Origin of the sequence: Cytobacillus firmus DS1 (assembly GCF_000565285.1) — a bacterium.
Classification (GTDB): Bacteria; Bacillota; Bacilli; order Bacillales; family Cytobacillaceae; genus Cytobacillus; species Cytobacillus firmus_A.
Genome location: NZ_APVL01000007.1, coordinates 70,616 through 87,290 on the forward strand (window position 1 = coordinate 70,616; position 16,675 = coordinate 87,290).

Below are 16,675 nucleotides of genomic sequence, written 5' to 3' on the forward strand. Positions count from 1 at the left end.
CAATAAAAAAATCACAGGCATCTGCCTGTGATTCAGAGTAAAGGGAAGAGGACCCATCCTAATTCGGTTAGGGGCTGATCAGGAGCCGTCAGCAAATAAACCTTCCTTTTGCTTGTCTATGGGAAGGCGTATAGACATAAAAAAAGAAAGGCAGAAAAATCTGCCTTTCCATTCATATCAAAATTGCCATAGATTTACTGGCAATTCTAAGAAACAACACCAATAGCGGCTATTTCAATATGAAATGAAGATTATTAAAAAAGGACAGACTAATCCCGTTTACTCTGTTAACACAAACAGAGCCTTTGAACGTATTAAATTACTGGTTCAAAGTTGGGAATCGAAGTCTCATCGCGTGTGTCATTTTTTAATAATCCTCCTAGATAATTAGATTCAATGATTATTATAAATTCCTCTATTAAAAAAGTCAAAGGTTCATCCGAATTTTTGAGCGTGTGCAGGGGGAAATTAGTCTTTGAAATGGAGGTAATTCAGATGAAAAAAAGATTCTTAATTTTACCGGTGTTTATTGTGTTTTTTGCACTTCAAATAAATACAGCACATGCAGGGTTCCTTTCTTATCCGTGCAGCATTGTATTGGAGCCGGTAAATGAAATCCCCAATAGCAGCGGCACCGCTTTAATTGCAAAAATAAAGAAACCGTATACAGACCAGCCGGGAAGTTCAGCAAGAGAACGAACTGGTGTCGGGGTATACGCTGATTGGATGCCTATGCCTTCTGCCTTTGGCGATTATGATCAATATGAAGGATTTGCCCAAATACCCGGTGAGATCAGCTGGAGATTCCACATGAATTTAGTAAAGGAAGATCAGCCAAGCTGGTTTGGCGGTTCGCCTTGGGTGGGGAAATTTGATGAAATCTCAGCAGCGCTATCTGCTGAGACGATCGTAAGCATAAGGCTGTCCAATTCCAGGACCAATCGTCTGGGACCGGCAATTTTACAAGGTACATTGAAGGGATGTGTAAAGTAAGAAGGATTTTGTATAAAGGATATTTAATACTTATTAGGGTGAAAAAACAAAAGACTAAGAGGGAGAAGCGAATGATAGCGGAATTAGCAGAATTAAATCAATATGATATTCCCGGCCTAATAGATTTATCGGCATCGGTTGGTTGGGATTATGATGAATATGAAGTAAGAACACTTTTGGAATCCGGAAGAGTTTTCGGTCATAAGAATGCTGCAGGGAGAATTGTATCCAGTTCAGCCATAATCCCCTATGACACAAAACTGGCGTCAATTGGCATGGTTATTGTCCATGAAGAATTCAGGGGATTAGGGCTGGCAATGGAAGCAGTCCGGAAGTGTGCTGAAAGTATTAATGGGGATATGTCGCTAATGCTCATTGCAACGAAGGAAGGAAAGCCCCTTTATGAAAAAATGGGCTTCAAAACAGTGGATTATATAAGCAAATTTCTCTGTGATCAATTTGTCCCTGCACATTTACACGATCATGATGGAGTTTTCATAGAAGACTTCAATCAGTCTGATTTAGCCCAACTTCTTGATTTGGACGGGGCTGCCTTTGGGGATAAGCGAAGCGTTTTTCTCCGCAATCGAATCAGCCAGTCCCAACAATGTCTTGTTGTTAAAAATAATAATGGTGAAATCATTGGATATGGATTATCCATACAGGGGCCAGTCAATTTAATACTTGGACCCATTACAGCAGCTGATTCAGATACAGCTGCCTTAATCGTAGAAAAATTGGCTTTACATCATAAAGGGAAGCTGCGAATTGATGTTCCGGAAGGAAGAGCGGATTTCATGTCCTACCTGGAGCGAGCGGGTTTTGTTAAAACAAATACTCCTCCAGTCATGATGAAAAATTCAGCAGCTATGCCGAAGAGAAACAATTCCTTATATGCTATTGCTTCGCAGGCTTTTGGATAGGGGAATGTTGAAATTGTCTATAAGCAAATAAATAGTTTTATCCGCAAGTAAAATTGGGCTATGTGCTAATAAAATATTTTATCCGCAAGTAAATTTCACTAGCACGTCAATAATGATTATATAGCTCTGAAAAACGGCTGCAGGAAGTCCAATTTCCATGCAAAATCATAGAAAAACGACTTAATCTCAGGATTAAAGCCGTTTTTTCATGTGTTAAACTCAAATTTCCGCCTAGATGATCAGCAATGCCGTTCCGATCGTAATCATAATGGCGCCTCCAATTGTGTTCATTGCCGGCTTCTCTTTTAAAAAGATAAAACTTAAAATCATTGTCAGCACCACACTGAACTTATCAATAGGGTTCACGATACTAACCTTGCCGATGGCGAGAGCGCCGAAATAGCACAGCCAGGATAACCCGGTTGCGGCTCCGGAAAGGAAAAGAAACAGGTAGGCCTTTTTTGTGATATTTTTTAGATCCTTAAAGGTCCCCTGAAAAAGCACTATTCCCCAGGCGAAAAGAATGATAACTACAGTCCTGATAAAAGTTGCCACATTGGAGTCGACGTCTTCAATTCCGATTTTCGCTAAAATATTGGTGGCTGCCGCAAATACAGCTGAAAGGACTGCAAGAAAAATATACGATTTTGTATTGAATACTTTCTTCTTGCGGCTCTTTTTCCGGTCTTTGCCGATTAATACAAAGGTTCCAATGGAGATAATGACTCCCCCTGAAACGACTAAAGCTGTGGCGGGCTCCCTGAGAATAATAAATGATAGCAGGATCGTTAAGACGACGCTCGACTTATCGATGGGAACTACTTTTGATACATCTCCGATCTGGATGGCTTTAAAAAAGCAGATCCATGATAAGCCGGTTGTCAGGCCCGATAGGATCAGAAATATGTAAGATTTCACTGAAATAGTCAAGATGCTTTCTGTTTCACCAGTAATTAAGACCATTAAAAAAGCCATGATGACCACCACAATCGTCCGTACTGCGGTAGCCAGATTGGAATCAACTTTTTCAATGCCAATTTTTGCGAGTATGGCTGTGAAGGATGCAAATACTGCGGCAAGCAGAGCTAAAATGATGCTCATAGACATGATCTCCATTCAATGGGATGATTATATACATTTAATTTTGCTGAAATGCATACAGAATATTCTATGATTTATTTAGTGATTTTTATCTTGTTAAGTATTCTATATTATATTTTGGTTAAACAAGGAGGCAGGAAATGGATTATATTGATAAAAGAAATCGCCTGGATGAAGAACCATTTGGTTTTCGTGTAAATAAAAATAGCACAGTGTTCCTTGATTATTGTGGAAAACAAGTGAAAATCCTCAAAGGAAAAGAGGCAGAGAAGTTTCTAAAAAAAATGAATGATGCTGAAGGTGAAAAGAGCAGGCAATTAATCATGGCGAAGATAACCGGGAATTTTAAGCGGGGAAATGAACGTTAACAGCATTGCCGATTGGTCCAGTTGTTCTGCTCTATTAGGTAAAGACATTTAAAAAAAGCGACTGGCGCCGCTTTTTATTAAAGTCTTCTCCTCCGAAACCGGCTGCAGGTAAAATCAGTTTGAATCTTCATGTAAATATAAATGATTGCCGCAATGGTTCCTTCTTCGCCGTGCCTGTTTGTCTTAGGCTTCAGACATCTGAGAAACTCCCGGTCACAGCTGCATTTGGATCTTCCGCTTGCCCAGCATTTATCGTGTGCTCTGCAGCAATCATCCACTTCATTGATTGGGGCGCCTGGCCCGCTGCAGCCGGGACCGCACCATTTGTAGCCCGGGAAAAGGCAAGGAATCTGTTTTCTTCCAGTCACTAGTATCCCTCTTTTTAAAATCAATTTATTTTAAGATATGGCAGAATCATAATAGAGGTGTGGTTACTTATCTATTAAATGAAGATTGTTTTCAGATTAAGGGCAGGGGCCCATACCCCATAGGCAACTGACGCATATCCTTTACTGTAGACAAATACAGAGGAGGAGTTCCGATTGGATTATCAATACCAGCACATGCCGGTGACACAGGAGTTTGTTCCACACAATAACATGTATTTCACTGACCATCGAGTTCGTCCCGGCTTTGGAATTGGAAGAAGACCCGGATTTGGTTTTGGCCGGCCGGGATTCGGGTTTGGAGGACCAGGCTTTGGTCTGGGGCTTGGGTTTTTAGGCGGGCTTGCAACAGGAGCATTGCTGACACCAGGACCAGGCTTTGGATATCCTTACTATCCATACCCGCCATATCCGTATCCGCCATATTACTATTATTAAGGGAAGAGAGCTTTGTCCTAGGGCAGGGCTCTTTTTTAAAAGATAAGAAAGTATATAATTTTTGAACGTCGATAACTGTCTAGCGCAAGCAGCCTACCCCCTCGAGGTCACAAACCTGTCTAGTTGCGGCTCTTAGGGACTCGGGGTCATAAGCCGTTTCCTTTCAGAAGGAAAAACACCTTCTTACAGGAACCGTCTTATGCCTGAGGCCCGCAGGACAAGGAAGGCTTCGTCAGCATAATCATCGCACGACCAAAAGCGACAGCTTTTGGGAGGATGCGGGTCATGCAGACGTTGCCACAGGACGTGGCGCTCTTAGTCTGCGTTCATTCGTGGGCAAGGCGCTTGCCCTTTTCTTAATATATATAATGATGAAAGGAGTGTAAGAACAGGATTAAACAAGAGAAGAAAATTACTTTGCAGTGATGGAGAGAAAGTGAGAAGTTTGAATCAAAGCCGGATAGCTGCAGTTGTTTGTACATTACATAATACTTGTCAGCTCACATTTTGATGCCGGGTTTCCAATGGGAGATAAAAGAAAAACTAAAAACTGAGTTCTTAGGTTAAAAGTTTACGGGAAAAGTGTACAAACAATAGTCAGGACAGCTAATCTAAAAAGTTTCTCAAGCATAGCGCCAGCTCCTCTCATTAGTTGGTATATTTTTATTTTAAGCCTGCTTTATTAAAGCAGGATAAAAGGTCTGTAAATTTATTGTTAAATGGTTTTTTGGAGGGATGAGGGGACATCCCTTTTAAATTTGATTAAAGCTCCAGTTCCTCTATTTTCATGATTTTGATATTCTTATAGAAAGGGGGAAGGGAAATGAACAAAGTATATCTCGATTACAATGCAAGCACTCCTTTGGCACCAGAGGTTGTACATGATATGTATCCTTTTCTGACAGACTTTTACGGAAATCCTTCTGCAGTGCACTGGGCAGGGCAGCCGGTTAAAGAAAAAATGAATCGTGCGAGGGAACAGGTATCTGACTTGCTGTCATGCTCACCTGAAGAGATTATTTTTACGAGCGGAGGAAGTGAAGCAAATAACCTGGCATTAAAGGGCTATTTTTTCAAGCATCTGTCAAAAGGCAAGCACATCATTACCTCAAAAATAGAGCATCCTGCCATAATCGGGCCTTTAAAATTTCTGGAGCGATTAGGTGCTGAAATCACGATGATAAATGTGGATGAATATGGTATGGTTTCCACTGATGATATTGAAAAGGCCATTCGGGAAGATACGATCCTGATCACTGTTATGCATTCAAACAATGAAGTGGGGACTCTTCAGCCAATAGAAGAAATAGGAGAAATCGCAAGGAGGCATAAGATCGCTTTTCATACCGATGCTTCCCAATCCGCCGGAAAGGTGCCAGTTGATGTTAATAGGCTGAACGTGGATATGCTCACCATTGCCGGGCATAAATTGTACGCGCCTAAAGGGATTGGCGCCTTATATATCAGAAAAGGCATAGAGCTTGAACCGCTTATTCATGGGGCAGGGCATGAGTTTGGAATGCGGGCAGGAACAGAGAACACATTGCTTGCAGCAGGGCTCGGCAAAGCATGTGAGTTAGCAGGGAAGCATGTGACGGACGGCAGGCTTGCTGACTTAACGAATTATTTTTGGGGTGAATTGAAGGAGGCCTTTGGAGCTGAAGTTGTCCTTAATGGACATGAAGAAAAACGGCTGCCGAATACCCTGAATGTCAGTTTTATTAATCGGATTGGCCAGGACATTTTAACAGCCATTCCTCAGCTTGCAGCCTCTACAGGATCCGCCTGCCATGCAGGCAAAGTGGAATTATCTCCTGTATTAAGGGAAATGGGGGTTCCTGAACATATTGGAATGGGCGCTGTCAGATTCAGTCTGGGGAAATATACGACAAAGGAAGAGCTTGATCAGGTGGTTTCCTGGCTTAAAGAAGTGATTTAGGCACCCGCTAATCCAATGAAAAGACATCAGCAATCTGCATAATATCACCTGAAAAAATGCAATACATATCTTCCGGGCCGGTTTCAATTGGCATTTTCGGAATGATGATACCATCGCAGCCTTGCTTCGTAAGGCTTTTGCGAAATAGGGTGTTGGCTTCATCTTTATTCAATAAGATCGCCTTATCTTTCCAGGTAAGGTGTCTTTTTTTTGCACTTGCGTAGTCACAATAGGGATCCCTTTCATTCATGAAAAGTTCATAGGAATCATACTCCTTTAAGCTTGGCTCATCCATATACACTTTATAGACAAATCCGCGGATTGGCTTATCGTATTGAACCACTTTCGGTGTTCCATCCTCCCAGAACTCCGTATCCGATTTTTCGCAGACTGTTTCTGTCCCGATGGCAAATGACTTAGCAGACTCAAAATCCGTTGTACACCAGATCCCAAGTGTATCAAGTTCCTTCATAGTTTTTTGACCTGCCGGCTCTTTTTGAAAGTAATCCAATTTCTTGATGGACCCGTAATAAACGATCAAAACAAACACCTCCCATTGTTAGGATGTGCAATATTTAGCCATTTAGTAAATCCCATTGTTTTTCTTTCAGCTTTTGGAAATGCTAATAGAAAAAGGAGGGACGTGCAGTCATGGATGATAGTCAGAGAACTGCATTAACTGCAGCTGAAATAGCACAATTATGGTCGGCTTATTTGAACAGCAGCATGTGTAATTGTATTTTCATATACTTTTTTAATGTTATTGAAGACCGGGAACTGAAGTCAATGCTTCAGGATAGTATTCAACTGACAGAAACACATTTAAAGAAACTGAAGGGCTTTTTTGAAAACGAAGGGTTATCCGTGCCCCATGGATTTAAACCTGAAGAGGATGTAAGAGAAAACGCTCCACAGCTGTTTTCGGAGAATTTTTCACTGCATTTCTTCTACAATATTGCCATGTTTGCGGTGAATTTTTATGCGCTGTCCAAAACACTTTCCGTCCGGTCCGATATCCAGGAATACTTTAACAATTGCTTGATGGAAATTAATGAATATGAAACAAAGCTAAAAAAAATGCTGGTAATCAGAGGCTTGTATATGAGATCCCCTCATGTCATTCCAGTGAAAGAAACCAGCTTTGTTGAAAGCAAAAAATTCATGGGTGGCTTGTTAGGAGATAAAAGGCCTCCAAATGTTATAGAAATTACAAATATCTATATGAATTTGAAAAGTAATGCCATGGGAAAAACGACCATGGTGGGATTTAGCCAAGTCGCCCAATCGAAGGAAGTTGGCCAATTCATGGTAAGGGGAAGGGACATAGCTGCGAAGCATACAAAAGTATTTGCCGGGATGCTCGAAGAAAGTTATTTGCCTGTTTGTATGTCTTGGGATATGGAAGTAACAGACTCCACTGAACCGCCATTTTCAGATAAGTTAATGATGTTTATGACCACATCCCTCATCGCACTGAGTGCAGGAATTTATGCAACAAGTGCAGCTTCGTGCGCACGAAAAGATATATCAGTTAATTTCATCCGCTTGTCTGCTGAAATCGCTGGTTTTGCTGAAGATGGTGCAAACATACTTATCAAAAACGGCTGGTTCGAGGAGCCGCCGCATCCAGCGGACCATGATGAACTGGCGAATAGATGAGAGGAATTACGTGGAAAAAGAGGGTAGCCTGAGACAAATGAAATAGTAGTTAATCGGGTGGAAGTCTAATCCTAAGTCTGCTGACTCCAGCTCTGAGCTTTTTCCGTGTAAAATAAATTTCCCCCAACTATACTTAAGAAGAAAATACTGTATGGGAGGAATCAGGTATGCATATTGAAATGTGGACTGACTTCGCTTGACCGTTTTGCTATATTGGCAAAAGGCATCTGGAGGATGCCATTAAACAGATTAATCATCCAATTGACGTGACTTATCGGTGCTTTGAGCTGGACCCGACGGCAGAGCGGGATATTCAGGATAACATGTATGAAAAATTGGCGAAGAAATATGGGATGACGATTGAGCAGGCGAAAGCCAACACGCAAAACATGGTGCAGATGGCGAGAAACGCCGGGCTGGAATTCAACATAGATACCATCGTTCTCACTAATACGTTTGACGCTCACCGTCTCACGATGTTTGCCAAAACAAAAGGGTTAATGAAAGAAATGACAGAACGTCTGCTGCGTGCTTATTTTACTGATTCCATACATATCGGAGATCCTGCGACGTTAGCCCAGTTAGCAGAAGAAGTTGGCCTGAACCGGGAAGAAGCTGAACAAATGCTTGCAGGCAATGCGTTTGCAGATGAAGTCCGTGCAGACGAGCAATTGGCACAGCAGTACCGCATTACAGGGGTACCGTTCTTTCTAATTAATAAGAAGTACGCACTGAGCGGAGCACAGCCAACAGACATGATCGTTCAAGCGCTGCAGAAGATTATTGCAGAGGACGAGATTACTGTTCTAAATGACAGCGACAGTATGATCTGTGATGATGACGGCTGTGAAATTCCCAAAAAATAATTTGTTTAAAGAACCAGTCAAACAAGACTGGTTCTTTTACGTACATAAGCCCAACTTATTAAAACAACGTACCTTCTTTTTTTATAGGCATATGATGTGATGATAATTCTGTGAAGGGAATGACTAGTATTGTATCATCCTAATGCGTATTCCTATCCTTACTATCCGCAGCCTCATTCACCTGTATATCATACGGACGAAATGTTACGAAGCAATCAGGATCATTTTCAGCAGCTTTGTGAAACGGTTCTTGAAGGAGTCAAAAGGGAGGCATCTGCACTTGAGCTTTACACTCAGCTGGCAGAGCATGCCCCAAATGAAGAGCACAAGCAGAACATTATTCAGGCAATTGAAGGAAAGAAAATCTATTTAAACCATTTTTGCAACCTTTATTACAATTTAACAGGAAAACAGCCCGAGTTTCAGGTCGGCCATGTTGCCATTGATCATTATCGTGATGGATTGCACAGGGCTTATCAAATCGAAATGGAAGGTTTCGAGGAGAACCAAAGGGGTTCTGTGCTTACTCAGCTTCCACAGGTTCAAAATGTGTTCTTATGGGCAATGAGCGGAGAACAGGAAAATGCTGCTCGATTAGTCTCACTGAATAACCGGGTGACTGATTTCGGTCCGCAGCCTTTTGTTGTGGATATTGAGGAAGCAACGAAGAAAAATAACAACTTCCGGACAGCCCTATGGACTGGAGAGCATTTGCAGCTGACATTAATGAGCATCAATGTTGGCGAGGATATTGGCCTTGAGGTTCACCCGGAGCTCGATCAATTCCTAAGACTGGAAGATGGTGAAGGAATGGTTTATATGGGGGACAGTCCTGACCGTCTGGATTTCCAGCGGAAAGTAGCGGATGATTTTGCGATTATCATTCCTGCAGGCAAATATCATAATCTCATCAATACAGGCAATAAACCACTTAAGCTTTATTCCATTTATGCGCCGCCGCAGCATCCTTTTGGAACGGTGCACCAGACGAAAGCTGATGCGATGGCTGCGGAGGAAGAGCATCAGCAGGGAAATTAAAAGAAAAGGGATGAAATGAAAGCAATCAGCTTTCGTTTCATCCCTCTTTACTATCTCATTACATAAATTGCTCTTGTATGGTAAGTATATTAATTAAAACAATTAGCTGGAGATATTTATGCAAAATTTAGTTAAAGTACTGATACCCAGACAACTATTGTTATTGCTCATCCTGTCTACAGGCTTGCTTAACCATGTAATATTGATCCCTAATTTATTGACAGCTGCCGGCAGAGACAGTTGGCTGAGTGTGATTGCAGCTTATCCAATCTCACTATTTTTTATGTGGCTTATTTACTACATACTTAAAAATTCTACAGATGAAGGTTTCTTCTCAATGCTGAGAAGGCGTCTCGGAAGGACGATTTCCGTTCTCTTATCGGTTCCGGTTATTGCTTTTCTAATCATCAGTTCCTATATAACATTCAGAGACCTAATGATTTGGTTAAATGCGTTTTTCCTGGCAGATGCCTCTGTATTAATGATTAACATCATTTTAATTATTGTTTGTTCCATCATGACTCTGGCCGGTGTGAAATATATGGCTATATCAAGCGGTGTACTGCTGCCCTTAGTGATGCTTTTCGGAGTATTTATTTCCATTACAAACACCAGATTGAAGGACCCCGGCCTGTTGTTTCCCTTATTTGCAGGGGGGTTAGAACCTTTCATGAGCGGAATTGTTTATACTCTTTCGGGGCTGCTTGAGATTTATATCATCCTCTTACTGCAGCCATACTCACAAAAACCCTTTAAATTCAAGCATTTACTTTTCCTTTTGACGCTTCTGACAGGATTAACTTTGGGGCCGCTTACAGCCTCGATCATGGAATTTGGTCCTGTAGAAGCCACGAAATTTCTTTACCCTGCCCATGAGCAATGGAGGGTCTTAAGCATTGGAGAGTATATCTCCCATTTGGACTTTCTCGCTTTATACCAATGGCTGAGCGGTGCATTGATCAGAATTGGCTTATTTATGTATTTAGTAGGTGGATTTTTTCAAGTCAAAAAGAAACATTATCGATTGAATCCCAAATTGGTCCTTACTTTATACGTTGGTTTGTTTGGATTGATGAGCATAAAGATTGAAACCCATACTTTTTATCAATTTATCTATAAGTATTATCTTCCAGTCAGTATGGTTTTTTTTCTGTTCTATATCCTTTTGTCTGCCCTGATTGTATTAGTTCTGAAGAAAAGGGATGAAAAACATGGCAAGAACAAAAATTCTCAAGTCGAATCCACAACCTAAAGAGAATGGCTGCGCGAAGGCAGAAGAATTAAAACAGCTATTTTGCAAAAGCAGTGATTTTGTGAAGAAATCCCACATCACAGAGAAAGATCAGTTTGAAATTTTATATTTCGATACCTTGGTCGATACTCAATATTTGGATCAATATATTCTGCCGATGGTTGCTGCTGAGAAGGAGAGTTTGGCAAAAGATAAGCTCATGACTTTATTTCAAGCGGACCTTGTAACGGATAAGTCAATTGATGACTTGTCTCAAATGCTTTTTGAAGGAAACTTTATTTTCCAGGCTGACAGGGACCTGTTAAGTATTAGGGCGGCCAACCTTCCAAAAAGGCAGCCTGAAGAATCTGCGCTGGAGACTTCCATCAGAGGCCCAAAGGATGGATTTGTTGAAGATCTGCAGACCAATATATCTTTAATACGCAGAAGGCTCAATACCAGCACGTTATGTGTTGAAAAATATACAATTGGAAAAAGAAGCAAAACAAAAGTAGCCCTTATGTATATGGATGATATTATTGATAAGCGTGTGCTGGAAGAAATTCACAAAAGGCTTGGCAAAGTTGAGCTCGATATTTTGACGAGTATCCATGAACTCGACTCTTTAATCAGGGATCGTCCTTATTCGATATTCCCCAGCCTTGATTATACCGGCCGTCCGGATTTTATCGTTCAGGCACTGAATCAGGGACGGTTCGCCATATTGGTGGATGGAAATCCAACCGTTACTTATGCCCCGGTCAATTTATTACTGCAGACCAAATCACCTGAAGATTATTACATGAATTATGCGTTTGTGAGTATGGAAAGATTTATTAGAATGATCGGGATAACCGTATCAGGTTTCCTTCCAGGGGTATGGATTGCTTTTTCCGCTTTTAATATTGAACAGATTCCATATTTGCTGGTAGCCACTATTTCAGTGTCGCGTTTTGGGCTGCCGTTGAGTGCGCCAATTGAAATGTTCATCATCCTCCTGTTGTTTGAGCTTTTTAATGAAGCAGGAATCAGGCTGCCGAGAGCCATTGGGCAGACAGTGGCCGTACTGGGAGGTTTGATTGTTGGGGATGCCGCTATAAGAGCAGGCTTAACTTCGCCAACTATGCTGGTTGTTGCTGCGATAACGTATATTTCATCCTTTACCCTTGTAAGTCAGTCCCTTAGTTCTGCCATTACCATTATTAGATTTGTGGTCATCATCATGAGTACTTTTTTAGGCTTGTTTGGGGTCATCTTATGCTATATTATCACTGTTTTATACTTTTCAACGCTTTCATCCTTTGGAGTACCTTACCTCTCAGCTGTAGCTCCAATCAGCTGGAGAGAAAGCATTAAGGCCTTTCTGTTGCTCCCTGTACAATTTTATAAATCCCGCTCCACTACCACCAGCCCTGAAGATCCCATGAGAGGGGAGAAATAATGGCCAGAAGTGTGATTCTGATGATTGCCTTATGCGTTCCAATGCTTTCAGGCTGTTCGGGCATCAAGAATATACAGGATTTAACCTATATAGTGTCAATCGGCATGGATTATGACGATGAAAAAGGTGAGTATACAGTCTATCTCCAGGGTCTGAACTTTTTAAATGTCGCCAAGCAGGAAGGGGGAAAATCAGCAGAGCCAGTCCCTATTTTTGTGGCTTCAGCAAAAGGAGAAACGTTAAATTTAGCTGTAAGGAAGCTCTATAAAATGTCCGAACCTCCTCTATATTTCGGGCATATAAAAACCCTTGTCATTACCGATCGGATCGTTCAGCACAAGTTCAAGGAAGTTGTGGAGGAAGTCGGGAAGAACCGTTCCATTCGTCCTACACTTCATGTCGTCACAACGGATGAAGAAATTGAAGAGGTTTTTAATATTAATGCTCTTTTTAATTATCCAGCTGTATATACTGTTTTATTTAAAAAGGATACTTATGAGATTGCACAAAATGAAATTAGACCAGTAACATTAATGAAATTCCTGCGGGAATATTATGAGCCAATGAATGCAGCGAAACTGCCTGCCGTTAAAATTGATAAAACAAGCTGGAAGGCGGAAAAGGATTATCCGGTATTATATTTTGATGGCTATACCGTTTTTCAAAACAGGACCTATAAGAAGGAACTGGCTTTTGAGGATTCCTTATTTCTCAATTGGCTGATGGAAAAGTATATTGCTATAGACCGAAGAGTGGATATAGAGGATAAGTTGGCTGCAGCAGTAAAGCTGGAAAGCCCGAAACTGAAAATCAAATATGATGAAGATTCTTCCAGCCCGAAATTTTCAATTAATTTGTCCATTCGCGCTGATTTACTGGAAAAGGTACAGGACATTTCCATGAACCGATTAACCAGTCTGGTTGAAGAGGAAATAAAAGCGAAACTTAGAACACTATATTTGAATGGAGTGGAAAATAAAATTGATTATCTAAATGCCGGAGAGAAATGGTTTCGGATGCATCCTGAGAAATTTGCAGAGTTACAAAAAACTGGCCATTTCTATTTGGAAGATGACTCTCTCACTGATATAGAGGTAAAAGTTCAGATTTTTAACTTCAACAGCTATAAATATAATCAATGAAGCTGGGAAGAGGCTGTGTCTCTTCCTTTTTTTGGGGGTAAATTTGATTGATAAGAATAATTCCTCTCCATTTTGGGCACTAATCAAAGTATTACTATTTTTTCAGGATGGTGCTTAAGGTGAGAAAAGAAAATAAAAATCTCTTTATAGCCGGCTTAATACTCGGTTTAGGGCTTGTAGGGGCGATTGATGGCATCGTATTTCATCAGCTGCTGCAATGGCATCATATGATTCTGAGCCCGAATATCAAACTCGAAATTTTTACAGATGGCTTATTCACGGCTTTATTTTCGGCGAAGCTGCTTTGGGGCGGGATGAAGATATTTCAGGATGCACGGAAAAATGAATTGGGCACCAGCTGGAAGATCTTCACTGGCGGTATATTCATAGGGGGAGGGGCCTTTAATCTTGCCGAAGGAATTGTCGACCATCATATCCTCCAGGTGCACCGTGTCAGGCCATTGGCAGAAAATCCTTTATTCTATGATCTTGCCTTTCTGGCAATTGGATTATTGCTTGTTATCATTGGGTTTATGATTAAGAGGATGGAGAAGGAAGCATGATGAAAAAGGTAAGAAGCTTGATCAGTTTTATCATTATATTTTTAGGCTTTTTTTATTTTTACACCAGCCAAAATCCTCATTATCAGACCGGTGCAGCGGGTCACATGGCACATGGATATGTGGAAATTCCAAAAGAGAATGAGATTCCGGCTGTAAACTTTACCGTATCCCAGGATGGTCCGGATACATGGCTTTTAAAGCTGGATCTGCATCATTTTACATTTGCGCCTGAGAAGGCGGGCGAGAAGCAGCCAAGCTATAACGAGGGCCATGCGCACTTATACATAAATGGCAAAAAAATCAGCCGCTTATACGGAGAGTATTATCATTTAGGCAACCTGAAGGAAGGCAGAAATGAAATTACCATAACCCTTAATTCCAACAATCACGGGGCCTTAATGGCCGGCGGAAAACCCGTGAAGGCAACCAGGTTCATTGAAGTGAATAAGCAGGGAAAGAGCGGGGAACTCGATCAGGAATAGGAGAAACTATAGTTTTGTCATCAGTCATGCGACAAAGTTAGGTTTCTCCTTTGTTGAGTCCGGCGGTTATGTACTTTACCATTATTAATAAAGTACTTATTTTGAAAGGATGAGTGTAAATGGCTCAATCTAATCTAAAAGTTGCTGTACAAAAGTTCGGTAACTTCCTGAGCTCCATGGTAATGCCGAATATCTCAGCATTTATAGCTTGGGGTCTTATTACAGCTTTATTTATACCTACTGGTTTCATTCCAAATGAAAGCCTTGCCAAAATGGTAGGGCCAATGGTGACATACTTGCTTCCGCTGTTAATCGGATACACCGGAGGTAAGCTTGTACATGATCAGCGCGGTGCCGTTGTTGGTGCCATCGCGACAATGGGGGTTATCGCAGGAGCGGAAGTTCCGATGTTCCTCGGCGCCATGATAATCGGTCCTTTGGCTGCTTATGTGATTAAGGGCTTTGACAAGTTAATCGAAGGCAGAGTGCGTGCAGGCTTTGAAATGCTCGTGAACAATTTCTCTGCGGGAATTCTTGGTGCGTTTATCGCAATCCTGGCGTTCAAGGGGGTTGGTCCGGCAGTTGATGTCTTCACAGGGTGGCTTGTAGCCGGTGTTGACTGGCTGATAGGCACAGGGCTGCTTCCTCTGACAAGTATCCTGATTGAACCGGCAAAGGTATTATTCCTGAACAATGCCATCAACCACGGTGTACTTTCACCAATCGGAGTTGAACAGGTAAAAGAAACAGGACAATCCATCCTGTTCCTGCTTGAAGCGAACCCTGGACCTGGTATTGGTGTTTTGCTTGCTTACATGTTCTTTGGAAAAGGCAATGCAAAGAAATCTGCTCCAGGTGCCGGAATTATTCACTTCTTCGGCGGGATTCATGAAATTTACTTCCCGTACATTTTAATGCGTCCTATGCTCATTATTGCGGTTATCCTTGGCGGAATGAGCGGTGTGTTCACACTGGTTCTTTTAGGCGGCGGATTGTTCGCTCCTTCATCACCGGGAAGTATCATCGCAATTACCGCTGTAACACCTCATCATGCAAGTGCGTATATTGCAAACTTTGCAGGTGTGCTTGTGGCTGCTGCTGTTTCATTCATTGTCTCTGCATTCATTATGAAAACAGGCAAGCAGGGTGAAGAAGATATTGAAGAAGCTGCGAAAAAGATGCAGGAAATGAAAGGCAAGAAAAGCTCTGTTTCAAACGTATTAGAAGGCGGAAAAGCTGCCATGCCTGATAACGTATCTAAAATCTTTTTTGCCTGTGATGCGGGAATGGGCTCTAGTGCCATGGGTGCGTCACTGCTGCGCAAAAAGGTGAAGGAAGCAGGCATGGACGTTGCAGTTACAAATACAGCGATCTCCAATCTTCCTGCAGATGCCCAAATTGTCATTACTCAGGAAGAACTGACACCAAGGGCACGCCAGAAAGTGCCGAATGCATTCCATGTATCGGTTGATAATTTCCTGTCAAGTCCGGAGTATGACAAGCTGATTGACGCACTGCAGTTCCCGGCTAACTCGGAACTGCACGAAATCGTTGAAAAAGCTGAAGAAAATGTTCCTGATACGAAGGATGAGGAAATGGCTCATGAAGACGACTTATTGCGTCCGGAAAATATTTTTCTGAACAAAGAGTTTGCTGATAAGGATGAAGCAATCCGCTTTGCCGGAAGAGTGCTTGTGGATGCAGGCTATGTTGAAGAGAGCTATATTGAAGCGATGATTGAACGTGATAACATCACATCCACTTATATGGGGAATGATGTAGCAATCCCTCATGGAACAGAAGAGGCAAAAAAGGCTGTCATCAAATCAGGCTTTACTGTTATCCAGGTGCCAAATGGCGTAGATTTTGATGGCCAAAAGGTCCGTCTGATCTTCGGAATTGCAGGAAAAGACGGCACACATCTTGAAATCTTATCAGGCATCGCGGTAACATGTTCTGACATGGATAATATCGAGAAACTGGCTTCAGCCGAATCCGTACAGACTATCATGGATATTATAGGCAAGAAATAATTTTTACGAATAGAAAAGCGTCTCAATGCGCTTTTCTATTCAGTGTTTATCGCAGTCTAACGGGCAGTAAGA

The 16,675-nt window shown here is 41.6% G+C and carries 18 protein-coding genes; 14 read left to right on the forward strand and 4 right to left on the reverse strand.

Annotated elements, in window-relative coordinates:
* Positions 1-319: 319 nt before the first annotated feature.
* Positions 320-364: an erythromycin resistance leader peptide gene (locus PBF_RS27205; protein ID WP_142301762.1), complete on the reverse strand. Its 45-nt coding sequence runs from the start codon at positions 362-364 to the stop codon at positions 320-322.
* A gap of 131 nt (positions 365-495) precedes the next feature.
* Here PBF_RS27205 and PBF_RS10715 point away from each other — a divergent pair, with 131 nt between their 5' ends.
* Positions 496-993, forward strand: coding sequence for a hypothetical protein (locus PBF_RS10715; RefSeq protein ID WP_035329740.1), 498 nt, complete (start codon positions 496-498; stop codon positions 991-993).
* 71 nt (positions 994-1,064) lie between these two features.
* Positions 1,065-1,916, forward strand: a complete 852-nt coding sequence (locus PBF_RS10720; RefSeq protein ID WP_035329741.1) for a GNAT family N-acetyltransferase — start codon at positions 1,065-1,067, stop codon at positions 1,914-1,916.
* Between the two features lie 231 nt (positions 1,917-2,147).
* On the opposite strand, the gene PBF_RS10725 is transcribed toward PBF_RS10720, so the two are convergent.
* Positions 2,148-3,017 (reverse strand): EamA family transporter, encoded by an 870-nt coding sequence (locus tag PBF_RS10725; protein ID WP_035329742.1) that lies wholly within the window; start codon positions 3,015-3,017, stop codon positions 2,148-2,150.
* A gap of 140 nt (positions 3,018-3,157) precedes the next feature.
* Here PBF_RS10725 and PBF_RS10730 point away from each other — a divergent pair, with 140 nt between their 5' ends.
* Positions 3,158-3,385 carry a hypothetical protein gene (locus PBF_RS10730; RefSeq protein WP_035329744.1) on the forward strand — a complete coding sequence of 76 codons (228 nt, stop codon included), beginning with the start codon at positions 3,158-3,160 and terminating at the stop codon, positions 3,383-3,385.
* 77 nt (positions 3,386-3,462) lie between these two features.
* Here PBF_RS10730 and PBF_RS10735 read toward each other — a convergent pair whose 3' ends face one another.
* Positions 3,463-3,753 carry a phospholipase A2 family enzyme gene (locus tag PBF_RS10735; RefSeq protein WP_035329745.1) on the reverse strand — a complete coding sequence of 97 codons (291 nt, stop codon included), beginning with the start codon at positions 3,751-3,753 and terminating at the stop codon, positions 3,463-3,465.
* 195 nt (positions 3,754-3,948) lie between these two features.
* Between PBF_RS10735 and PBF_RS10740 the strand changes: the two genes are divergently transcribed.
* Together PBF_RS10740 and PBF_RS10745 are read left to right on the forward strand one after the other, a co-directional pair.
* Positions 3,949-4,209: a hypothetical protein gene (locus PBF_RS10740; protein ID WP_430515284.1), complete on the forward strand. Its 261-nt coding sequence runs from the start codon at positions 3,949-3,951 to the stop codon at positions 4,207-4,209.
* Positions 4,210-5,032: 823 nt separating this feature from the next.
* Positions 5,033-6,148 (forward strand): cysteine desulfurase family protein, encoded by a 1,116-nt coding sequence (locus tag PBF_RS10745; protein ID WP_035329747.1) that lies wholly within the window; start codon positions 5,033-5,035, stop codon positions 6,146-6,148.
* 7 nt (positions 6,149-6,155) lie between these two features.
* Here PBF_RS10745 and PBF_RS10750 read toward each other — a convergent pair whose 3' ends face one another.
* On the reverse strand, positions 6,156-6,698 hold the full coding sequence (locus PBF_RS10750) for a hypothetical protein (RefSeq protein WP_235192234.1): 543 nt from the start codon (positions 6,696-6,698) through the stop codon (positions 6,156-6,158).
* A 101-nt stretch (positions 6,699-6,799) separates the two neighbouring features.
* Here PBF_RS10750 and PBF_RS10755 point away from each other — a divergent pair, with 101 nt between their 5' ends.
* The 9 genes from PBF_RS10755 to PBF_RS10795 all read left to right on the forward strand — a co-directional run bounded on the left by PBF_RS10755 (position 6,800) and on the right by PBF_RS10795 (position 16,603).
* Positions 6,800-7,807 (forward strand): DUF3231 family protein, encoded by a 1,008-nt coding sequence (locus tag PBF_RS10755; RefSeq protein WP_035329749.1) that lies wholly within the window; start codon positions 6,800-6,802, stop codon positions 7,805-7,807.
* A 212-nt stretch (positions 7,808-8,019) separates the two neighbouring features.
* The gene (locus tag PBF_RS10760) at positions 8,020-8,673 is read left to right on the forward strand and encodes a DsbA family oxidoreductase (protein WP_268745107.1); all 654 of its coding nucleotides are present in this window, start codon (positions 8,020-8,022) and stop codon (positions 8,671-8,673) included.
* Between the two features lie 129 nt (positions 8,674-8,802).
* Complete coding sequence (locus PBF_RS10765; protein WP_035329751.1) at positions 8,803-9,711, forward strand: cupin domain-containing protein; 909 nt, start codon at positions 8,803-8,805, stop codon at positions 9,709-9,711.
* A gap of 118 nt (positions 9,712-9,829) precedes the next feature.
* Positions 9,830-10,963, forward strand: coding sequence for an endospore germination permease (locus tag PBF_RS10770; RefSeq protein ID WP_035329753.1), 1,134 nt, complete (start codon positions 9,830-9,832; stop codon positions 10,961-10,963).
* Positions 10,923-12,383, forward strand: a complete 1,461-nt coding sequence (locus tag PBF_RS10775) for a spore germination protein (protein ID WP_035329754.1) — start codon at positions 10,923-10,925, stop codon at positions 12,381-12,383. Before PBF_RS10770 ends, PBF_RS10775 begins: the two co-directional genes overlap by 41 nt.
* Positions 12,383-13,525 carry a Ger(x)C family spore germination protein gene (locus PBF_RS10780; RefSeq protein ID WP_035329755.1) on the forward strand — a complete coding sequence of 381 codons (1,143 nt, stop codon included), beginning with the start codon at positions 12,383-12,385 and terminating at the stop codon, positions 13,523-13,525. Before PBF_RS10775 ends, PBF_RS10780 begins: the two co-directional genes overlap by 1 nt.
* A 119-nt stretch (positions 13,526-13,644) precedes the next feature.
* Positions 13,645-14,088: a DUF2243 domain-containing protein gene (locus PBF_RS10785; RefSeq protein WP_051488868.1), complete on the forward strand. Its 444-nt coding sequence runs from the start codon at positions 13,645-13,647 to the stop codon at positions 14,086-14,088.
* Positions 14,085-14,570, forward strand: a complete 486-nt coding sequence (locus tag PBF_RS10790) for a hypothetical protein (RefSeq protein ID WP_051488869.1) — start codon at positions 14,085-14,087, stop codon at positions 14,568-14,570. Before PBF_RS10785 ends, PBF_RS10790 begins: the two co-directional genes overlap by 4 nt.
* Before the next feature lie 119 nt (positions 14,571-14,689).
* Positions 14,690-16,603 (forward strand): PTS mannitol transporter subunit IICBA, encoded by a 1,914-nt coding sequence (locus PBF_RS10795; protein WP_035329757.1) that lies wholly within the window; start codon positions 14,690-14,692, stop codon positions 16,601-16,603.
* Positions 16,604-16,675 lie beyond the last annotated feature (72 nt).

Coding starts and splice junctions, on each gene's coding strand:
- PBF_RS10745 (WP_035329747.1), top strand. CDS start 5,033: ATGAACAAAGTATATCTCGATTACAATGCAAGCACTCCTTTGGCACCA.
- PBF_RS10755 (WP_035329749.1), top strand. CDS start 6,800: ATGGATGATAGTCAGAGAACTGCATTAACTGCAGCTGAAATAGCACAA.
- PBF_RS10775 (WP_035329754.1), top strand. CDS start 10,923: ATGGCAAGAACAAAAATTCTCAAGTCGAATCCACAACCTAAAGAGAAT.
- PBF_RS10720 (WP_035329741.1), top strand. CDS start 1,065: ATGATAGCGGAATTAGCAGAATTAAATCAATATGATATTCCCGGCCTA.
- PBF_RS10725 (WP_035329742.1), bottom strand. CDS start 3,017: ATGAGCATCATTTTAGCTCTGCTTGCCGCAGTATTTGCATCCTTCACA.
- PBF_RS10740 (WP_430515284.1), top strand. CDS start 3,949: ATGCCGGTGACACAGGAGTTTGTTCCACACAATAACATGTATTTCACT.
- PBF_RS10715 (WP_035329740.1), top strand. CDS start 496: ATGAAAAAAAGATTCTTAATTTTACCGGTGTTTATTGTGTTTTTTGCA.
- PBF_RS10795 (WP_035329757.1), top strand. CDS start 14,690: ATGGCTCAATCTAATCTAAAAGTTGCTGTACAAAAGTTCGGTAACTTC.
- PBF_RS10730 (WP_035329744.1), top strand. CDS start 3,158: ATGGATTATATTGATAAAAGAAATCGCCTGGATGAAGAACCATTTGGT.
- PBF_RS10790 (WP_051488869.1), top strand. CDS start 14,085: ATGATGAAAAAGGTAAGAAGCTTGATCAGTTTTATCATTATATTTTTA.
- PBF_RS10780 (WP_035329755.1), top strand. CDS start 12,383: ATGGCCAGAAGTGTGATTCTGATGATTGCCTTATGCGTTCCAATGCTT.
- PBF_RS10770 (WP_035329753.1), top strand. CDS start 9,830: ATGCAAAATTTAGTTAAAGTACTGATACCCAGACAACTATTGTTATTG.